The sequence below is a fragment of the Myroides pelagicus genome (assembly GCF_009711055.1).
Lineage (GTDB): Bacteria > Bacteroidota > Bacteroidia > Flavobacteriales > Flavobacteriaceae > Flavobacterium > Flavobacterium pelagicum.
Map to the genome: position 1 here is coordinate 92,288 of NZ_WMJY01000009.1, position 18,975 is coordinate 111,262.

Annotated in this window: 20 protein-coding genes; 1 reads left to right on the plus strand and 19 read right to left on the minus strand. The window is 33.6% G+C overall.

Features of this window, described 5'->3' with window-relative positions; genetic code table 11:
• Nucleotides 1-2: 2 nt before the first annotated feature.
• The 19 genes from GJV77_RS05860 to GJV77_RS05950 are packed head-to-tail and all read right to left on the minus strand — an operon-like array spanning nucleotide 3 to nucleotide 15,841.
• Entirely contained in the window at nucleotides 3-1,199 is a 1,197-nt protein-coding gene (locus tag GJV77_RS05860) for a beta-ketoacyl-[acyl-carrier-protein] synthase family protein (protein WP_155035445.1), read from the minus strand.
• Between the two features lie 6 nt (nucleotides 1,200-1,205).
• Nucleotides 1,206-1,463 (minus strand): phosphopantetheine-binding protein, encoded by a 258-nt coding sequence (locus GJV77_RS05865; protein ID WP_155035446.1) that lies wholly within the window; start codon nucleotides 1,461-1,463, stop codon nucleotides 1,206-1,208.
• On the minus strand, nucleotides 1,463-2,086 hold the full coding sequence (locus tag GJV77_RS05870) for a 3-oxoacyl-ACP synthase (RefSeq protein WP_155035447.1): 624 nt from the start codon (nucleotides 2,084-2,086) through the stop codon (nucleotides 1,463-1,465). The genes GJV77_RS05865 and GJV77_RS05870 overlap by 1 nt, the downstream gene beginning before the upstream one ends.
• A gap of 5 nt (nucleotides 2,087-2,091) precedes the next feature.
• Nucleotides 2,092-3,216 carry a beta-ketoacyl synthase N-terminal-like domain-containing protein gene (locus GJV77_RS05875; protein ID WP_155035465.1) on the minus strand — a complete coding sequence of 375 codons (1,125 nt, stop codon included), beginning with the start codon at nucleotides 3,214-3,216 and terminating at the stop codon, nucleotides 2,092-2,094.
• Nucleotide 3,217: 1 nt separating this feature from the next.
• Complete coding sequence (locus GJV77_RS05880) at nucleotides 3,218-3,664, minus strand: acyl-CoA thioesterase (protein ID WP_155035448.1); 447 nt, start codon at nucleotides 3,662-3,664, stop codon at nucleotides 3,218-3,220.
• Nucleotides 3,639-4,904, minus strand: a complete 1,266-nt coding sequence (locus tag GJV77_RS05885; RefSeq protein ID WP_155035466.1) for an ABC transporter permease — start codon at nucleotides 4,902-4,904, stop codon at nucleotides 3,639-3,641. Before GJV77_RS05885 ends, GJV77_RS05880 begins: the two co-directional genes overlap by 26 nt.
• Before the next feature lie 7 nt (nucleotides 4,905-4,911).
• Entirely contained in the window at nucleotides 4,912-5,664 is a 753-nt protein-coding gene (locus tag GJV77_RS05890; protein WP_162521573.1) for an ABC transporter ATP-binding protein, read from the minus strand.
• Nucleotides 5,664-6,659: a BtrH N-terminal domain-containing protein gene (locus tag GJV77_RS05895; protein WP_155035449.1), complete on the minus strand. Its 996-nt coding sequence runs from the start codon at nucleotides 6,657-6,659 to the stop codon at nucleotides 5,664-5,666. The genes GJV77_RS05890 and GJV77_RS05895 overlap by 1 nt, the downstream gene beginning before the upstream one ends.
• Before the next feature lie 3 nt (nucleotides 6,660-6,662).
• Entirely contained in the window at nucleotides 6,663-7,070 is a 408-nt protein-coding gene (locus tag GJV77_RS05900; protein ID WP_155035450.1) for a hypothetical protein, read from the minus strand.
• Nucleotides 7,071-7,077: 7 nt separating this feature from the next.
• Complete coding sequence (locus GJV77_RS05905) at nucleotides 7,078-7,536, minus strand: ABC transporter permease (protein ID WP_155035451.1); 459 nt, start codon at nucleotides 7,534-7,536, stop codon at nucleotides 7,078-7,080.
• Between the two features lies 1 nt (nucleotide 7,537).
• Nucleotides 7,538-7,978 (minus strand): hypothetical protein, encoded by a 441-nt coding sequence (locus GJV77_RS05910; RefSeq protein WP_155035452.1) that lies wholly within the window; start codon nucleotides 7,976-7,978, stop codon nucleotides 7,538-7,540.
• On the minus strand, nucleotides 7,979-9,112 hold the full coding sequence (locus tag GJV77_RS05915) for a beta-ketoacyl-ACP synthase III (protein WP_155035453.1): 1,134 nt from the start codon (nucleotides 9,110-9,112) through the stop codon (nucleotides 7,979-7,981).
• An 8-nt stretch (nucleotides 9,113-9,120) separates the two neighbouring features.
• Entirely contained in the window at nucleotides 9,121-10,023 is a 903-nt protein-coding gene (locus GJV77_RS05920; protein WP_155035454.1) for an NADPH-dependent FMN reductase family protein, read from the minus strand.
• 6 nt (nucleotides 10,024-10,029) lie between these two features.
• Entirely contained in the window at nucleotides 10,030-10,911 is an 882-nt protein-coding gene (locus GJV77_RS05925) for an LpxL/LpxP family acyltransferase (RefSeq protein ID WP_155035455.1), read from the minus strand.
• A 5-nt stretch (nucleotides 10,912-10,916) separates the two neighbouring features.
• Entirely contained in the window at nucleotides 10,917-11,165 is a 249-nt protein-coding gene (locus tag GJV77_RS05930) for a phosphopantetheine-binding protein (RefSeq protein ID WP_155035456.1), read from the minus strand.
• Nucleotides 11,166-11,167: 2 nt separating this feature from the next.
• Nucleotides 11,168-12,391, minus strand: a complete 1,224-nt coding sequence (locus tag GJV77_RS05935) for a beta-ketoacyl-[acyl-carrier-protein] synthase family protein (RefSeq protein WP_155035457.1) — start codon at nucleotides 12,389-12,391, stop codon at nucleotides 11,168-11,170.
• Nucleotides 12,392-12,394: 3 nt separating this feature from the next.
• Nucleotides 12,395-13,126, minus strand: coding sequence for a 3-oxoacyl-ACP reductase FabG (fabG, locus tag GJV77_RS05940; protein WP_155035458.1), 732 nt, complete (start codon nucleotides 13,124-13,126; stop codon nucleotides 12,395-12,397).
• Nucleotides 13,127-13,132: 6 nt separating this feature from the next.
• Nucleotides 13,133-14,263, minus strand: a complete 1,131-nt coding sequence (locus GJV77_RS05945) for a WG repeat-containing protein (protein ID WP_155035459.1) — start codon at nucleotides 14,261-14,263, stop codon at nucleotides 13,133-13,135.
• 60 nt (nucleotides 14,264-14,323) lie between these two features.
• Entirely contained in the window at nucleotides 14,324-15,841 is a 1,518-nt protein-coding gene (locus GJV77_RS05950) for an HAL/PAL/TAL family ammonia-lyase (protein WP_155035460.1), read from the minus strand.
• Nucleotides 15,842-15,957: 116 nt separating this feature from the next.
• Here GJV77_RS05950 and GJV77_RS05955 point away from each other — a divergent pair, with 116 nt between their 5' ends.
• On the plus strand, nucleotides 15,958-17,202 hold the full coding sequence (locus GJV77_RS05955) for an NAD(P)/FAD-dependent oxidoreductase (protein WP_155035461.1): 1,245 nt from the start codon (nucleotides 15,958-15,960) through the stop codon (nucleotides 17,200-17,202).
• The last annotated feature ends 1,773 nt before the right edge of the window (nucleotides 17,203-18,975 follow it).

An 18,975-nucleotide genomic window follows, 5' to 3' on the forward strand; every position in this document is an offset into this window, starting at 1 on the left:
GCTTAGAATTTAGAAAATATAACTGTTGAACAATTCCCTCCAAAGCCAAAAGAATTCGATAATACGGAATTTATTTCTTTGTGTAACAAACTCGTCTGAGGTCTTATTGCTAACTCTTCCATTGGAGTTACAAAATTCTTATTCGGAAATACCACACCATACTGCATCGCTAACAAACTATAAACAGCTTCGATAGCACCTGCTGCAGCTAAAGTATGTCCCGTAAATGGCTTCGTAGAACTAAATGCAGGCATATGGTCTGTGAAGATTCGCTGCATCGCTCTTCCTTCTGATAAATCATTATTTGGTGTAGCAGTACCATGAGCATTGACATAGTCCACGTTATTTGGCGACATTTTTGCCATTTCTAATGCTTTTTGCATAGCAAGAAAAGCACCTTCACCATTCTCAGAGGATGCAGTCTGGTGATAAGCATCATTGGCATTAGCATACCCACTGACTACACCAAGTATTGTGCGGCCATCTGCAATAGCAATAGCTTCGTGTTCGAGCACTAAATAAGCTGCTGCTTCACCTAGATTCAATCCCTTTCTATTCTGGTCAAATGGCGTATTATACCCATCTGTAAGAATCATCAAAGTATTAAATCCATTGACCGTAAACTTAGACAATGCATCTGTACCTCCTACAATAACGCGATCTAGTTTACCCGCTTTTAACAATCTAGCTCCTAATATAATAGCATTAGCGGCAGATGAACATGCCGTACTAATCGTAGTCACTAAACCATGAAGTCCTAGACAATCAGCAATCTTTTCTGTAGAGTCACCTGCTCCTTGCGTGTCAATATACTTTCGACTTGCTTGGCTTGTTTCAAAATCGTAGAAAAACTTCTCCGTATAGTCCATACCTCCCACAGAAGTAGAAGATATCAATCCCGTTTTACGGTCATTGATATCTTGTATTCCAGCATTAGCAATAGCTTCTTTCGCTGCATGAGCACCTAAAAGAGCCGTACGCGTATAGTTATTGTCACTACTCAATCCAAGCTCTGCTATTAGTTCTTCAGTGGACTTTTTCACTTGTCCAACTTTTATAGATTCTTGATGAATAGAGTCAAATAGGGTCAAATCACCTATTCCCGATTGACCTGATAATAAGGCATTATAATTCTCTTCGACAGTATTACCGATCGCAGAGATAATTCCCATACCTGTAATAACGATACGCTCTTGCATGGTATATTATTTTGTTCTGTTAGCAGCAATATACGTTGCCATTGTTTCAATTGACTGGAAGATACTACGACCTTCTTTTGGATCACTTAATTTGATACCGTAATCTTTATCCATTAACACGATTAATTCTAATGCGTCAATAGAATCTAATCCTAAACCATCACCGAAAAGTGGATCGTTATCTTGAATATCCTCAACTGTGATATCCTCTAAGTTCAACACTTCAATGATTTTTCCTTTTAATTCAATCTTTAAATCTTCCATTACCTTCTATATATTTCTTTAATATTCTCTCTTGTATGTTCTAATTCTCCTTGTCGATATGATCCAACCATATATCCAAAGAATTTATATTTCCCTTCTAGGTATTCTACCCAAGCACATAACACTTGTTTTGCTCTGTGTGTCTCTAAAATATACTTAACCTGTGTGTACATCAAATCACCATCAAAACTAGGCGTTACAAAAAACGCGTTCTCCGATTGTAATTTGTGCTTAATACTCACCTCAGCTAAACAAATATTTGCTAGTGTGTAAACAAAAACTGCGGGACTAGGATAAAAACTATCTTTATCAATAATAGATTCACAGTGTTTCAAATCCGTATCCAAACTTGAACTAGCATTGCTAAACAACAATGCAATATCACTAGTAGGTTTATCAAACTCCTCATCCATCAATAAACACTCTGAACCAATAAAGGCAAGCTTACTTAATGCATCCATTTTGAAGAACTTCGGATAGTCTATCTCATTCGTCTTATAGTAAGCTTTAGCAAAGGCCACAAAGTCACCTTTCTCTCCCTCAAATACCACCTGATCAAAACGCTTTACTACCTCCTCTGATACAGTACACCATTTACTGATGCTATATTTGTGCTGTTCCATCTTACTTAATTTCGTTTAGCGATTAATAATGCAGTATTTGATCCACCAAAACCTGACCCAGTCTTTAAAGCAGTATTTAGTGAAAGTTTACTGTTAGCTGTTATCATATTCAATGCTCTAGATACACCCGATATCTCATATCCTTTAGATACCACTAGTTGATTGTAAAGCATACTTTCTATAACAATAACTAACTCTAACAAGCCAGCTGCACCTAATGTATGCCCAAAGTACCCTTTCAAACTATGCGTAGGAGTAGAAGATAATTCTGACCTATCAAAAGCAATAGATTCCATTTCATCGTTATAATTAGTGGCAGTACCATGTGCTGATACCAAATCAACTTGTTCTGCTGTAATACCAGCTTCTCTTAATGCACCTTGTATGCTCAGATACAAGCCTTCACCAGTACGAGAAGGTCCCGATATGTGATTAGCATCTGCAATAGAAGCTTCTCCGATCACCTCAAATACAGTTTCTTGTGCTGTACACTCCGTAGATAAATACACTGCAGCCGAACCTTCCCCTAGAGTCACTCCCTTGCGATTAGCATCAAAAGGCTTACAAGGTTCATCACTCATTGCTTGAAAACTATTAAACCCAGATGCCACAAAAGGGGTTAATTCATCTCCTGCCACAATATACGCATCTTCACATACCCCCATCTGTATCATTCGCTTCCCAATAGACACAGCTAAGATACCAGATACACAAGCATTACACACCACAATAGGGGTAGTCTTAAAACCAAACAAATCAGCTATGCGCTGTATCATATCATTGATATCCGCACCCTTAACACCTGTGTTAGCTAGGTTATTTATATTTCCTTTGGTTGTAGCTAGTATTAGTTGTGAAGTATCAGTAGGTTTCTTCAGATCAATCATAGGTTTAAGAGCTATAATAAGCATCTTTTCAAGTCTTGTATAAATACCTTTGATATTCAATTTATTCCACTGTGTATCTATGACCTCATCAGCTATCTGACCAGCATAGATATCCTCTAGAAAACCAAACTTTTCTATTTTCTTAATTCCCGATTGTCCTTCTTGTAAACCTTGCCACGTAAGCTGTTTATCAGCTCCTACACTACTCAAACAAGAAGTAGATGTGATATATACTTTCTTCATACTACAACAAACCAACTGTTCTTTTCCACTCTTCATAAAAAACAGGTAACTGTAAACTCAGGTTCCCCTCTTTATCTAAAAATACCTGTACAGTCTCACCTGTACATACTATTTCATCATGCTGATTATATATTTTAAACCTAAAGATAATCTTAGCCGCCTGCGTATTGATATAACTAGTCTCTATTCTCAGTACATCTCCATACTTCACCGTCAGCTTATGTGAGCAATTTGAAGATACAATAGGTGTAACATAGCCATTATCAATTGCATCTAAATAACCAATATTATACTTACGACCGAATGCTTCTCTACCATCTTCAAAATACGTAAGATAATTACCATGCCATACAATACCCAGTGCATCCGTCTCATTAAAACGAACCCTTACTTCTGTTATCTCCATTAAAGGAGATACTTCGTTATAAAGATCTTTTTTTCTTATCATAAAAAAGTGCAATTGATAGTATTAGTAATGAAAACAAAAGTAACAAAATAATCATATAACGCGTTTGCCATATACCTCCATCCCTTAACAGAATAGTGTAGTATCCTTCAAGTGCCCAATTCATCGGCGAAGCTTTAGCAATATACTGCATAAAATTAGGCATCGCGAAAGTAGGTACCCATACACCGCTAACAGCAGCAAGAATAACAACGAATGTTGCTCCGAACGGTGATGACTGCTCTTGTGTCTTAGCGACTGTCCCTAATAGTACACCTAAGGAAACAGCAGATAACCCTGAAAACAAAGTCACAACGGTAAGTCCTATTAGTTTACCACTAAAGTCAAATGAAGATAATCCTATCATAGGGAATACAAATTTCCCAACTAAAATAATAAGATAGAACTGCAATAAGCAAATCACTAAGTACGTAATTACCTTTCCTCCTAATGTAATAATAGGAGAGGTAGGCATTGTAAATAATCTAATATTTGTCCCTTGATTTTTCTCTTTGACAATATTCATCGCAAGAGGAACGATGATAAAGAAGATGGCAAACAAACTCCAGGCAGGCACATTGTGTTGTACTGCGTTAGGTATTATGTCAAACCCTTCATCTTTTGGTGTTATCTCTTTAAAGCTAATTAAGCTCTCCTGAGCAAATAATGCTTGTGGCTCATCGCTATCACTTAATTGAGAAGCAAAAGCACTGTATATTGACTTATTTTCAATTGTAGCGACAATCTTATCAATAGCTCCTTTTATTCCTTCTTTGAAAGAGTTCTGAAGAGCAGGGTCGAAATATAACTTAACTTCTTTGGGAGTAAAATAGGTTTTATTAATTAACGTGTCACCATCAACAAAATGAGCTAGTACGCTATTAACATTATCATCAATACGCTCAGTAAGACTACTACTTAAATGTTCAGGAATAATAATTGCTAACTGGTAATGCCCATTACGCACAGCCTCTTTCGCTCTCTGTTCTGTTAGAACACTATTATCAAGTTCACTGATAAACTCAAATGTACCAGACTCTTTTACTTCAGATACTAACTTATTCGCAATCTCTCCTCGATCAAGATCTACTAAGAGAATCTCCATCTTTTGATTCGTGATATTCTCATACGTATTATTCTGTATTAAAGTAACCGTTATTACAAGAAATACAGGCATAACAAAAAGTATAGCTAATCCGCCAAAGTCACGCACTAACAACAAAAACTCTTTGCGTATGGTCATCCACAATTTATACATCATCTCTCAGATTTGTACCAGTCAGAGCTAAGAAAGCCTGTTCTAAAGTCTCTTTTCCAGTTTGTAATTTTAAATCTTCACCAGTACCCAAAGCATAGATAGTACCTCTATCTATAATGGCTATCTGCGTACACAGTTCTTCAACCTCAGCCAAATGGTGTGAAGTATATATAATAGTTGTTCCTTTTTGGTGTAATTGCTTTAAGAAATCAACAATAACTAATCTCGATTGCAAATCAACACCAACAGTAGGCTCGTCTAAAAACAAGATGCTCGGTTCGTGTAATATTCCAGCAATAAGGTTAACTCTACGCTTCATACCCCCTGAATATGTGTTAATTCTCTTGTGTTTAAACACTTCCAAACCTAAATAATCTAAATAGTGATTAACCCTTTCCTTGAGTACTTTTCCCTTTAATCCATACATACTCCCTAAAAAACACAAGTTTTCAAAAGCAGTAAGTGTAGGGTATAAGGCATATTCTTGAGGAACTACCCCTATCTGTTGTTTGATTAAATTAGCATGAGTAGTATAGCTAAGTTCGTTTACTAAAAGCTTTCCTGAAGTCGGTTTAATTAAACCGCATAACATAGATATCAATGTTGTTTTTCCAGCTCCATTAGGCCCTAAGATACCAAAGAAAACACCCCTTTTAATAACAAGAGACAAGTCTTTCACTGAAAAGAACTCACTCCCTTCATATTGTTTGTAAAGGTGTTCAATATCTATTATATTGTTTTGCACTATATAGCTTTTTTTAGTTTTTTAAAGAATTGCTCTTCTCTATCTGCTAAACTCATTAATTCCTTCGATAAGGAAACATATACGTCATCGCCATTCTTGCGTTTCTTATACACTCTAGCAGCATTAACTGCAAAGTCACGCCAGCTATCACCTATCTCAGTCATCTCTTTAGACAACTCTACTAATTTAGTATTTCCTATCTTATTTCCTGCTTCCTGCAAAAAAGCCGCATAGATAAATCTAAATCCTCCACCACCTGTACCAATCTCTTCCTGCATGCGTACCATCTGAGCCAAGTAATGATTAGCTTTAGGACCACCTACTTTTTTAGGCCACTTTACAATTGCTCTAGCTACCATACGCATTCCCTTAACACCTACAATAGGAACAGGAGCTAACATATCTCTACAAGTTTTCTTAATCGCTTTGTAAATAGCACATTCCCAATTAACCGTTTGTGGTAATTGTACAGGATAATAAATCTGTCCTTTGGGAGCAAAAGCTCCTTGTGCAAAGCGTACACGTTCAAGCTCATTAGGCGTTAATATCGTCGTCGTTTCCATTACTGGATCGCTGACTAAAAAGTTGTCACCCTCTTTGCCATAAACAACTAAATTATGTGCATTAAAATGAAAGCGATATTCTTCAGGGAAATAAGGAAGATGGAAAACACCTACTTGTAAACCACAAGGTATTCCTTCGGCAATTTTCTGTTCTAAGACTTGTTGAGCCTTAGCTCTATTAGAGAACTTGATACGCTTAACCTTTAATCCAAGACGCTTTGCCAAACGATTAAATATCAAACCAGGTAAAGGACGATAACTAATAGCAGGAGCATGATTTACTTTGACAAACGGTAAGTAAACATAAAACAGTCCAGATCCTAGACCGAAAGCCATCGGCTCACTAATCTGTAATCCTTGATTAATTAATAAATTAGAAGCTACACCATTTTCACAATGTGCTGATTGATGATGTTTAAAATCTACTGTCATACTTTATTCTTTTCCCGTAAATGCTTTTAATTCTGCTACTGAAATACCAAAAGCATCTGCATATCTCTGTAATATTTTATCGTTTAATCTATTATATACTGAAGGCCTAAAATGTCTTTTTACTCTCCATTTCCACATAGAAACATAAGCACAAAGTGTCTGCATATCCATTCTATTTAATTCCATAAAATAGACAATAGGACTATAAATACCTTCTCTTACTTGTTGTTTTGCTTCAAGAATGCGCTCTTCTATTTGGTGTAAAGTTGCTTCTTGAACAATAGTTTTAGTATCCCAACCTGAACTCAATGCTGTCACATATTCACCCTTTTCATTTACAGCATAACATAGTTCTTTAATATCGTTCTCTTTAAGACTACTCTTATCTTGAGGTACATCAGACTCTTTCATAATAAACTTATTGTTTTTGTAAGAATAGGTTTAACTCCGCATTCATTATTTCAGTATCGCCTAATAGCGTGTTTACCTGCATTATACAGATGGCTGTATCACCACTATCTACTTTTGACACTAAAACACCTTTCGTTGTTATAACTTGTCCTACCCTTGGTAATTTTTTTATACTTACCCTTTTTATAGAACTAATAAATCCCAATACACTAACATTCACCCGTTCATTGTCATTTTCATCAAAGAAGAAAGACTGTCCTACAATTGCAGAACAAGTTTGGGCAGCATTCTCAATCAAAGCTACTTCTTGCAATACTCCACTTAAAACAAATAAATTATCTTCCTCAATCAAGAAAGTAGTTGTAACTGCTTCATTTGATATATCACTAATAATATCGACCATAAGCATCGGATCGCGATGAGGTAAATAATTCTGAATAACTATAGATCTTGTAGAACGCCCCATTTTATTCCTCTTTAGCAAGTACTGTTTTCATAGATCCGGAAGCAATTAATACTCCATTGATATACGTCTGTAGTTCAACTAACGTAACCCCCATAAACTCTTGTAATATATCAACTTTAGTATAAATCGTATCACCTACTTTTGGCAATGCATTTATATCTATTTTTTTTATTGAACCTATATAACCTACTGGTGCAGGTTCTTGTCGTAAATAAAATTGATACCCAGTATGCAATGCAACTGACTGAGCCATGTGTTCAATCAATCCTACTTCACGCAGAACCCCGTTGCTTACACAAAGATTATTACCAGCTATAGTTAGCCCTGCCTTAATAGTAGTCTCTGTATATTCATATAACGCATCTACCATCACAATTGGCTCCCGTTGAGGTATTAATTGCTTAACTAAGTCTCTATCTATTAAATCTACTAGTTTATTCATCTATACTACTTTTAAATAAGCATACGCATAAGAAAAACGACCACTTTCTGGAACAGATAACATAATACGATCACCTGATTTTAACTTACCTGAATTCATCAACTCTTCTAACATTAGGTAAATAGAGGCAGACCCTACATTACCTACGCGTTTTAAATTCATAAACCACTTGTCTTTTGTTATTTCTAGCCCTGCTTCAGCAAACATAGCATAAAGATTATCGACAAAGTAATGTGAAGAAACATGAGGTAAAAAATAATCAATATCAGCTGGTGTAATATTATGTTTTTCCATCGTCTGTCTCATGCTATCAACACCTCTTCCTAAAATATTTTCATTAAGTACTTTAACATCTTGCTTTAAAGAAAATACTGATTCTGTTAACCATTCACTAGCTGTGTAATCACTCCACGGTTTGAGTGAACCATCCTCTAACTTGTCTCCTCCTGCATACATACACGCTTCCAATTCATAGGCATAAGAATAAGCATCCATCCACAAGATTTCCAAAGAGGTCGTTTCTCTAGGTTTATCTTCTAGCAATAAAGCTGCCGCACCATCAGATAACATCCATCTCAAGAAGTCCTTCTTAAAAGCAATAATAGGTGTTTGTTCAAGCTCTTTTAAGCTATCTACTTCTGCCTCAAATCGATCCGCTTTCATCCACGAAGACACACGTTCAGAACCTGTACAAACTGCATTATTAGAATCGCCAGCCTTCACAGACAGATAACCATACTTCAATGCGCTCATACCTGAGCAACAAACGCCAGAAGCAGAGTTAAGTTCTATAGACTTAGTCTTCATCAACCCGTGTACCATTGCTGCATGAGAAGGCAATAAATGATCCGGTGTTGAAGTACCACATGATAAGACCTCTATATCTGATAAAGTGAATTGTTCATCACATAATCCCTTAATCGACTCCAGTGTAAGATCACTATTGTTATGCGTTGCAATACCTTCATTATCGATAGCATAATATCGCTGTTTGATACCATTATTACGCAATACAATACGTCTAGCTTTTGATTCTTTATTGTCAATTTTACCTAATTTCGCTTCCATCTCATCATTGCTAACAGCGGCATTTGGTAAAAACTTTGCACTCTTGGTTATATATACTTTACTCATAGTAGTAACTAATCTATTCCTTGAAAATATTTTTCATCTTTCTTAATCCTTCTGTAATTAAAAGGATACAATAACAGATGAATAATATGCACGATAGGCGACACTAGCCAAATCGCTATAAATAAATAATAATTAAATATTTTTAGTAGTGTTTTTCTATTTCTACTATTATAGATCAACGTTGACCATACCTTGAAAATTCTATTAGCCTTCTTATCCATAGAAACAAGAAAATGACGTACCTCTACTGCTCCTAAAGATACTAAATCACGTTGCATATCTAAATATTTATCCTTAGATAAATAATCTTTTATAATCACTCCAAAGCGATCACTATTTTGTATTTCTTCCTCGGATATACCAGCTTTAGGCAAAAAGCCCCATACTTTACGTTGCTTACCACTAAACATCCAATCAACAATCGTAATTACACTAACGAGATTAATATGTCTATCAACTAAAGCTATATTTCCAACTAATGATCCTTTAACTTCTTTCAAAAGACCTTTAACTTTCTCTTGAGCCATTACCCACATATTACGACTACCACTCACTGTCACTACAGGAGTATCTCTGAAAATAGTCTGCGCATAGGCACTCTTTAAAAAAGAGTTAATTGGAATAGAAGGGGATAAGTACCAAACTTGATAACCTAATATTATCAAATCATACCTTGTATTTAATATCTCATCAGGTGGTGATAATACAGTTTGAGGTATTTGTTTAAACGATTCTGGAAAAGCATTAAAGAATGCTTCCTTTTCCCAAGGAAAGGAGAAATCTTGTTCTAATTGTATTTGATAGTAAGTAACCTCAATATCACCACTCTCTCTAATAGGTTCAGTTAAACGGTCTAAGACACGCTTCAACTGTCCTGACTGAGAGTAATATAAAACAAGTACTTTTTTCATATGTTACTATTTACTATCTGAATTCCAAAAATCATAATAGTTAAACCACTGCAATGGATACTCTTTTACAATTTGAGTAACACTTTCACAATAGGATTTTAATAGATGTTGTGCATCTCTATGTTTTACCTCTACACGTCTAGTGTAAAGATGATAATGTAATTTTGATTCCTTCATTACGTAGACGTAAGCTACAGGAACCTTCATACGAGAAGCAATGCTAAAAGGACCAGCTGGAAAAACAGCTTGTTCGCCCAAAAACTCCTCTACTAATACTTTTGTTCCTGGAAAATATCTATCTCCTGTGAAACAAATTATTTCATTATTTGACAAACAATTATTAATCTCAAATATATGAGACAGATCATCTTTTACAATGATGAACTTAAGGTTTGTCTTTATAGAAATACGCTCAAAATATTCTTTAATAAATGAGTGCTCTCTATCGGTAGTTACCAAGTTAATCTGGCAATCAAAATCAATATCCGCAAAAAAATACTCTGCTACTTCAAAGTTTCCAACATGGGCGCTAATCAATATAGCACCTCTTTTTTCTGCTAATAGCTGTTTTAATATTTCTATACCGTCAAACTCGTAAGTAAAACGATTTCGTAAGCCTAAAGAAATAGCTGTCTTATCAATCAAAACTTGTCCAAATCTAAAATAACTCATATACATCATACCCCATGTCTTCAGTATTGAATAGCCCTGTCTCTTATGTAAATAGTAGAACAGTGCATTATTAGATTTCCAAGCTGTCATTAAATAATAAAAAGCTACGAATACTAAAACACTATAAGCTGTTCTAATACCGAGCTTTTTTATACAAAAAACAAATATTTTATATCCTAAAAGTGTCCCTTTAGATTTACCTTGCCATTGTGTCATTGGAACTACTTTTCAGCCACTTTTGTTTCTATAAGTGTATAAAAATCTTGAAATGTTACAGTACTTGCAAAATCAGCTTCCACTAATTTCACACCAAAATTTGACTCAATCAAAACAACTAAGTCTACATAATCTAAACTATCCAAATCAAGACTTTCTTTTAAATTATTATCACTAGCAATAACATCCTCATCAACTTCAAATTCTTCAATTAAAATTTGATTAATCTTTTCTAAAATCTCCTCGTGGTTCATTTTTATTTATATTTTTTAACTACTAATGCTGAATTTGTTCCACCAAATCCAAAAGAATTAGACAAATATATATCAAATTTTTTATCTAAGGTTTGGTTCGTAATATTTAATCTACTCGAATCCTCATCAGCATTTTCAAAGTTTATATTCGGAGCTATAAAATCGTTATTCATCATCAACGTAGAATAGACAATCTCTGATGCTCCAGCCATCCAACACTCGTGTCCTGTCAATGATTTTGTCGAACTAACCACTGGTGAATATCCTTTAAATACTTCGTGTATAGCTTTTGCTTCATTAGCATCACCTAACGGAGTTGAAGTCGCATGAGCATTAATATATCCTATATCATCTATAGCTATACCTGCTTGTACAATTGCTTTTTTCATCGCAGTTGCAGGTCCATCTACATTAGGAGTTGAAATATGACCACCATTTGATGAGAAGCTATACCCCATTACTTCAGCTAATATAGTTGCACCGCGTTTTACAGCAGATTCATAGCTCTCTAAAATAACAGTAGCGCCTCCACCACTCGGTACTAATCCATTGCGATTAGCATCAAATGGCCTAGAAGCTTTATCTGGAGATACTCCTTCTTCTGCAAAAACTCCTAATCCATCAAAACTAGCCATTGCATACGGATTAATTTCTTGTGCACCACCACAGATCACAATATCTTGTAATCCTCCTTTAATCATCAAATAGCCTAATCCTATTGCATGAGAGCCACTAGCGCATGCAGCACTAATAGTCATATTTATACCTCTCAATTTAAAGATAGTTGATAAATTCATGGTTACTGTTGAATTCATAGACTTAAAGATAGCCCCTGAACCAATTAACGCGGTATCTTTTTTCTCTCTAAAAATATCTGTAGCTTCAATTACGGCTTTTGATACACTGTCATTTCCATATAAAACACCAACTTCATGTTGCTCTAAATAAGCATCTGTAATACCCGCATTCTTTAATGCTTCAACCGTTGCTACATAAGCATATTCTGTCTCTTCTCCAATTGATACACGTTGTCTTCTACTAAGTTCAATTTTTAAATCTGGACGAGGAACCATACCTGTATAAGCAGATCGAAACCCCATATCATGGCGTTCTTGATCATAGATAATACCCGATTTACCCGTATAAAGAGATTGTTTTACTTCATCTAAGTTTAGTCCTAGACAAGAATAAATCCCCATACCTGTAATAACTACTCTATTCTCCATTTATTATGAATATATTCCTCCATTAATATTAATAACCTCTCCTGTAATATATCCTGCTTTATCAGAGGCCAAAAAACCAACTAAGTCAGCTACTTCTTCTGCCTTTCCAAAGCGATTGGCCGGTATCATTTTCACTAATTCCTTTTGGTCTAATTCTGCAGTCATATCAGACTCTATAAATCCAGGTGCAACTGCATTTACAGTAATATTTCTTTTTGCAACTTCTTGAGCTAACGCTTTTGTAGCTCCAATTACTCCAGCTTTAGCTGCAGAATAATTTGTTTGGCCAGCAGTACCTTTTACACCAGAAACAGACACAATATTAATTACACGCCCATATCTATTGCGTAACATTTTTTGAATAAAAAACTGTGTCACATTGTAAAAACCATTTAGACTCGTCTGCAAAACACTATTCCAATCTGTTAATGGCATCCACATAAACAATCCGTCTTTGGTAATTCCAGCATTGTTAACAATTACTTCTACCACAGCAGAAGGATTATTATCCATCCATTGGGTTAATGCAGTCACTACACTCAAATTATCACTAACGTCAAAAGAGATTACTTCTCCTGTAGCACCGAGATTTTCAATTTCTGTTAACGTCTCTAGAGCTGCCTCTTTATTTGATTGATAATTAATTAATATATGATATTTTTTATCTACCGCTAGACGCTTACATATTGCTCTACCTATTCCTCTTGATCCTCCTGTTACTATAGCAGTCTTCATATACTTTTACTTCTTATTAAATAATTCTAAATTGTCATACCATGTATTTCCTAATACATTTCCTTTAGTATCTATAAATCCCCACTTTTTATTTTTCTTTACTCTTGCTACTCCTTCAAAAAATCCTTTTTCTTGAGTCGTAAAAGAAAAATTAAAAGCTGTAATATCATATTCAAACGGAATCACTACGGTTCCCTTAGTATCTATAAACCCCCATTTATGGCTCTTCACAGCGGCTAATCCGTCTTCAGAAAACGCTACTGCATCATCGTATTTAAACGAAATAACTCTTTCGTTCTTAGCGTTTATAAATCCCCATTTTCTACCTGTACGAACAGCTAATAAATCACCGTGACCTTGACGTATATCTTCATAGATTGAAGGTATAATCCATTCTTGTTTATCATTAACCACTCCCCAAGTCTTACCATTCCTAACTATTACTTGATTAGAGTTTTCTATATCTTGTATTTTATCTGCTCCTTCTATCACCTTAAACTCACCATTATCTATCACACCAAAGCTGTCATTGTACTTAGCCCAAACATATCCATCAATAATAAAGTGTCCTATCTCCTCATACTTGGTAGGTATAACCTCATTTCCTTTAACATCTATAATTCCCCATTTGTTATTCAAAGCCACTTTTGCATATCCATTTACAAAAGGCCTAATTACGTCATATTTAGGATCTAATACTACTTCTCCAAATTGGTCTATAAGACCAACTCTCCTATTGCTCTTGTAAATAGCTACTCCTTCAGGTGCAAATTCATATAATTTGTCTGCGCCCTTAACATTCACCTCATTTCCCTCTTTATTTATGTAAATATTATCACCGTTCATTGAAACAATAGCCATTCCTCCAACAAAATCATTAGCTCTTTTAAATATTGGATCAATTACAAATTTTCCTGAAGAATCAATATATCCCCACATCTTTCCTGAATAAGTCACTGCCGCTAATCCATCAGAAAAGCTTTTCCCATTGGAATACACAGGATCAATAACTACTTCTCCTGATTTATTGATGAAACCAACTTTACCATCTTTTTTAAACATTGCTAAATCTTGAGCATAACAACTTAAAACAAAACATGATAATGATAATCCTAATGTAATTACAAATTTTTTCATAGCGAATTAATTTATATTGACTTATACCACCTTATCCTTTCTTTAAAAAATATAGGTATTTTACTTTTTTAAATAATCTTTTACTTTTTGTAAATAAGGATACATTACTACATCTTCTGCAAATGTAGGAATGATCATACGTACCTCATTATACCATTCTTGTGTAGATAAAGATAACTTTTCTTTACAATTCAAAGCATCAATTGCTTGTGCCAAGGTAATCATCTGTATTGAAAGCACTTCAAAACTGTTTTCTATTACCTTATCACACAGCACTGCAGCATTTGTACCCATGCTTACGATATCTTGATTATCATTGTTATTTGGGATACTATGTACATACATCGAAGTCGATAAAGTTTGACATTCAGCTGTGGTAGAAGTTGCTGTGAACTGGACACCTTGCATTCCAAAATTAAATCCTAATTTGCCTAGATTGACAAATGGAGGTAATAATTCATTGATTTTAGCATTTAAAAGATAATTCAACTGTCTCTCCGACAACATCGTTAACCTTGTAATAACTAACTTCAATTTATCCATTTCTAAAGAAACGTAATCACCGTGGAAATTACCTCCATGGTATACCTGTTTTGTTTCTAAATCAACTACTGGATTATCATTTGCTGAATTAATCTCATTTTCTAAGACCTTCTTAACTTCCATTATCGTGTCATAAACAGGTCCTAATATTTGAGGTACACAACGAATAGAATAATACTCTTGTACTTTATCTTTAAATATACTTTCTTGATTCTCTCCCGTATATAGATGCTCATCACGTTTACGTACCATTTTACTAGTCACTAAAGTTTCGCGCATAGCTTTAGCTATAAACTGTTGACCTATATGCTTTTTCGCATGGTTTAACTCAACAGAATAGTGGTCATCATAAGCACTTACTATTTCGTTAATAGCACATGACATTTTAATAGACCAATCTAATAGACGGTTAGCATTACTCCAATTTAAAATTCCAATACCAGTCATTACAGAAGTACCATTCATCAATGAAATTCCTTCTCTAATACGTATTTCAATAGGTTGTAATCCTTCTATTTCAAAAACTTCTTTTGTACTTCTACGCTCTCCTTTATAGAACACTTCTCCTTCACCAATTAACACCAAAGCTAAATGAGCAAGCTGTACTAAATCACCACTTGCACCAACACTTCCATGGGCAAAAATAAGTGGCGTAATCTGACGATCTAGTAGTTCTTTCATCAGTTTAATTACCGATAGATTTACTCCAGAATAACCCAAAGATAAAGTATTCAATCGTGCCAAAATAGCAGCACGTACTTGTTCTATAGAAAGTGGTATTCCAATACCTGAAGCATGACTTCTAATTAAATTATATTGTAATTGTATACATTCTTCCTCTTGTATTCTATATTGAGCCATCGGACCGAATCCAGTATTTACTCCATAAATTACTTTATTTTTAGAGAAATCTGACAAAAAAGAGAAGCTATTCTCTACACGTGTAACTAATTCATCAGATAGTATAATATTCTTATTATCACTTAAGATAGCAATAAAATTATCTAAGGTTAAGAAGTCTTTTAAAACACTCATTATTAATCTATTAATATTTTTTGATTAAATGCTTTCAAGTATTGAATAATGTCAATAAATTTGATAGTCATATTTTTAAGGCAAATTTAAAACTATTAACACAATAACCATATAAAATGTTAATTGAAAATGTCGATATTTTAGTAATCGGAGCAGGACCATCAGGTAGTGTAGCAGCAAGTTACCTACACAAGAAAGGTGTTAACGTAAAAGTAGTTGAGAAGACTAAATTCCCTCGCATAGTTGTTGGCGAAAGTCTTATTCCTCGAGTAATGGACCATTTTGCAGAAGCAGACTTGTTTTCATCACTGGATCAATTGGGTTTTCAAAAGAAACCGGGTGCCCGATTTATTCGTGGAAATGATATTTGTATTTTTGATTTTAGTAACAAATTTTCCGAAGGTTGGGATTGGACATGGCAAATTCCACGTGCTGACTTTGACTTAGCTATAGCTAATGAAATGATAAAAAAAGGAGTCGATTTAGAGTTTGAATCAGAAGTTACTCATATCGAATTTCAAGGTACTGAATCAATCACCACAGTTATAGACAAAAATAAACAAGAAAAGAAAATACGTGCAAAGTTCTTAATTGACGCGAGTGGATATGGACGTGTATTACCTCGTTTATTAAAATTAGATGCTGCTTCTAAACTTAGTCCACATTCAGCTATTTTTAGTCATATAAAAGATGTACGTAGACCAAATGGAATAGAGGGTACACAAATCTCGTTTGATATTTTAGAAACTAAAGTTTGGCTATGGGTTATTCCATTTTCTAATGAAAATACTAGTGTTGGTATTGTTGGACCAACGAACTTTATTGAAGCACTATCAACAAATAATTCAGCTAAAGAGGCATTAGAAAAAGCCATCTCTTTATCGGACTTCTACATTAATAGATTTGGAAATCTACCATTTGAATTTGCTCCTATAAAACTATCGAATTATTCCATCAGTGTAAGCAAAATGTTTGGAGATGGATATGTATTAACTGGAAATAGCACTGAATTCTTAGATCCAGTTTTTTCGTCTGGTGTTTGTTTTGCTACTGAATCTGGTATGCTCGCTGCAAAATTAGCCATAAAACAAATCAATGGACAAGAAGTTAATTGGCAAAAGGAATATAGTGATTACATGAACAAAGGAATTGATGTATTCACTACTTATATACAAGAATGGTACACGGGAAATCTACAAGAACTATTTTTCCACCAACCAGAAAACCCTGATGTAAAGAGAAAAATATGCTCTGTCTTAGCCGGCTATGTATGGGATGATGAAAATCCATTTGTAAAAAAGCACGATAAGGTAATCCGAAATATGGCTCACCTCATAAAAATGGAAAAAGATAATAAATAACGCTATTCTTTATGCGTAAATTACGCTAATCGCAATACTCCAAATCGTAGTGTTTTATTTAATGATCAATAGTAGAAAGTGTCCTTATAAAAATGAGGACACTTTTTTATTTGAATCAACTAGTTTAAAGTTACAAGAATTATTTCCTAATATTTATATTACCCAAAAGCGCTATACATCTACCTAAAAGATTTACTAGAAGTATCAATTACCCGATAAATAGCTATCGCCTTTCAGTAAAAGTATAGTTGACTGAAATACCTCTTCAAATAGTATAGAGTTTTTAAATTTCTCCTTTTTCCCACGCCAATTCTTAGTTTAATAAACTGACTATTATGGATAAAATTAACCTTAGTATTTCTTTAATTAATACACCAAAAGCTTTCTTCTTCGTCTCTCAAAAGACTCTTAAATTGGTTATTTTTTTTTTAGTTATCCAAAACAGATAATTGTATTATTAAGACATTTACAAAGTGTCTAATTAATTTAATACACAGTAGAAACCAATACAAACAATAAGAAATCTACTCTAAATACAAAACTCTAAAGATGATAATAGTCTACATAGTATTCTCAGTAAAACTGAAGAAAGTAGTTAAAGCTTACCTCTAAATAGAGTTCTAACAAAAAGTAGAAATGATAATTAAAATTACCTTAAATACTTAATATACAATACATTATATCGTTATCAACATATAAAACACTTAAACTAGTTAAGTAATGGATTTTCAAGTAGATACTAATACACAAGAAATGTTGATAATTATGGAAAGATATAAATAACTATTTTTTGCTTTTTTAAATAAATTTACAATACAGTCTAGATTAACTGTATTCCAAATTTATTTTATAAAATCTATTAGGTAGATATCAATACTACTATCCACTGTTATCAACATAAATTAACTAGTAAACTTATCTAAATAATGCTGTTAATAACGAAATATAGCTATGTTAATAACCAAATTAAACTTTTAAAAATTAATGAATTAGAATATGATAATATGTTTATAAGTATTAATAAGTGAAATTGAACAAAAAATAGAAAAAAGTTATTCTACATATCAACAGACTATATATATACTATTATTTATTTTAAATTTTTTCTTTCTTCTTTTATTATAATTATAGATGTTGATAAAGTTGAAAACTCTTGATTTTTTCCACGTGGAACATTTTTTATAATTAAAGTGAATTACACTAAATTTTTTAGTTTCTAAATTTGATAATTCTTCTGAAGTCAATTTTGTAATGAGTTTTTATTTTGTGTTGTTTCTTATTTTTTTCTTCAATTTAATTTTGAATTTATATAAATTTCAATTTGTATTTTTTGGTACTTTTTTTTGACTCGCTTTAGTCTAACTATAAAATTTATGTTCTCATATTTCTTTGGATGTAGAAAGTCGATCGATCTAGATACTTGTGATGTTTATTCTATTTATGCTGCTTATAGTTTGCATATTTTTGTACCTGTAAGAAGTAGTACGGAATATCGAAAAGATACAGGGCTATTTTATATAACATTTGACTTAATTGGTATTGAGGTACTGCTTATAGTTTGAATATTTTTGTACCTGTAAGAAGTAGTGCGGAATATTGAAAAGATACAGGGCTATTTTGTATAACATTTGACTTAATTGGTATTGAGGTACTGCTTATAGTTTGAATATTTTTGTACCTGTAAGAAGTAGTACGGAATATTGAAAAGATACAGGGCTATTTTAAATAACATTTGGCTTAATTGGTATTGAGGTACTGCTTATAGTTTGAATA

Coding starts and splice junctions, on each gene's coding strand:
- GJV77_RS05860 (WP_155035445.1), bottom strand. CDS start 1,199: ATGCAAGAGCGTATCGTTATTACAGGTATGGGAATTATCTCTGCGATC.
- GJV77_RS05865 (WP_155035446.1), bottom strand. CDS start 1,463: ATGGAAGATTTAAAGATTGAATTAAAAGGAAAAATCATTGAAGTGTTG.
- GJV77_RS05870 (WP_155035447.1), bottom strand. CDS start 2,086: ATGGAACAGCACAAATATAGCATCAGTAAATGGTGTACTGTATCAGAG.
- GJV77_RS05875 (WP_155035465.1), bottom strand. CDS start 3,216: ATGAAGAAAGTATATATCACATCTACTTCTTGTTTGAGTAGTGTAGGA.
- GJV77_RS05880 (WP_155035448.1), bottom strand. CDS start 3,664: ATGATAAGAAAAAAAGATCTTTATAACGAAGTATCTCCTTTAATGGAG.
- GJV77_RS05885 (WP_155035466.1), bottom strand. CDS start 4,904: ATGACCATACGCAAAGAGTTTTTGTTGTTAGTGCGTGACTTTGGCGGA.
- GJV77_RS05895 (WP_155035449.1), bottom strand. CDS start 6,659: ATGACAGTAGATTTTAAACATCATCAATCAGCACATTGTGAAAATGGT.
- GJV77_RS05900 (WP_155035450.1), bottom strand. CDS start 7,070: ATGAAAGAGTCTGATGTACCTCAAGATAAGAGTAGTCTTAAAGAGAAC.
- GJV77_RS05905 (WP_155035451.1), bottom strand. CDS start 7,536: ATGGGGCGTTCTACAAGATCTATAGTTATTCAGAATTATTTACCTCAT.
- GJV77_RS05910 (WP_155035452.1), bottom strand. CDS start 7,978: ATGAATAAACTAGTAGATTTAATAGATAGAGACTTAGTTAAGCAATTA.
- GJV77_RS05915 (WP_155035453.1), bottom strand. CDS start 9,112: ATGAGTAAAGTATATATAACCAAGAGTGCAAAGTTTTTACCAAATGCC.
- GJV77_RS05920 (WP_155035454.1), bottom strand. CDS start 10,023: ATGAAAAAAGTACTTGTTTTATATTACTCTCAGTCAGGACAGTTGAAG.
- GJV77_RS05925 (WP_155035455.1), bottom strand. CDS start 10,911: ATGACACAATGGCAAGGTAAATCTAAAGGGACACTTTTAGGATATAAA.
- GJV77_RS05930 (WP_155035456.1), bottom strand. CDS start 11,165: ATGAACCACGAGGAGATTTTAGAAAAGATTAATCAAATTTTAATTGAA.
- GJV77_RS05935 (WP_155035457.1), bottom strand. CDS start 12,391: ATGGAGAATAGAGTAGTTATTACAGGTATGGGGATTTATTCTTGTCTA.
- fabG (WP_155035458.1), bottom strand. CDS start 13,126: ATGAAGACTGCTATAGTAACAGGAGGATCAAGAGGAATAGGTAGAGCA.
- GJV77_RS05945 (WP_155035459.1), bottom strand. CDS start 14,263: ATGAAAAAATTTGTAATTACATTAGGATTATCATTATCATGTTTTGTT.
- GJV77_RS05950 (WP_155035460.1), bottom strand. CDS start 15,841: ATGAGTGTTTTAAAAGACTTCTTAACCTTAGATAATTTTATTGCTATC.
- GJV77_RS05955 (WP_155035461.1), top strand. CDS start 15,958: ATGTTAATTGAAAATGTCGATATTTTAGTAATCGGAGCAGGACCATCA.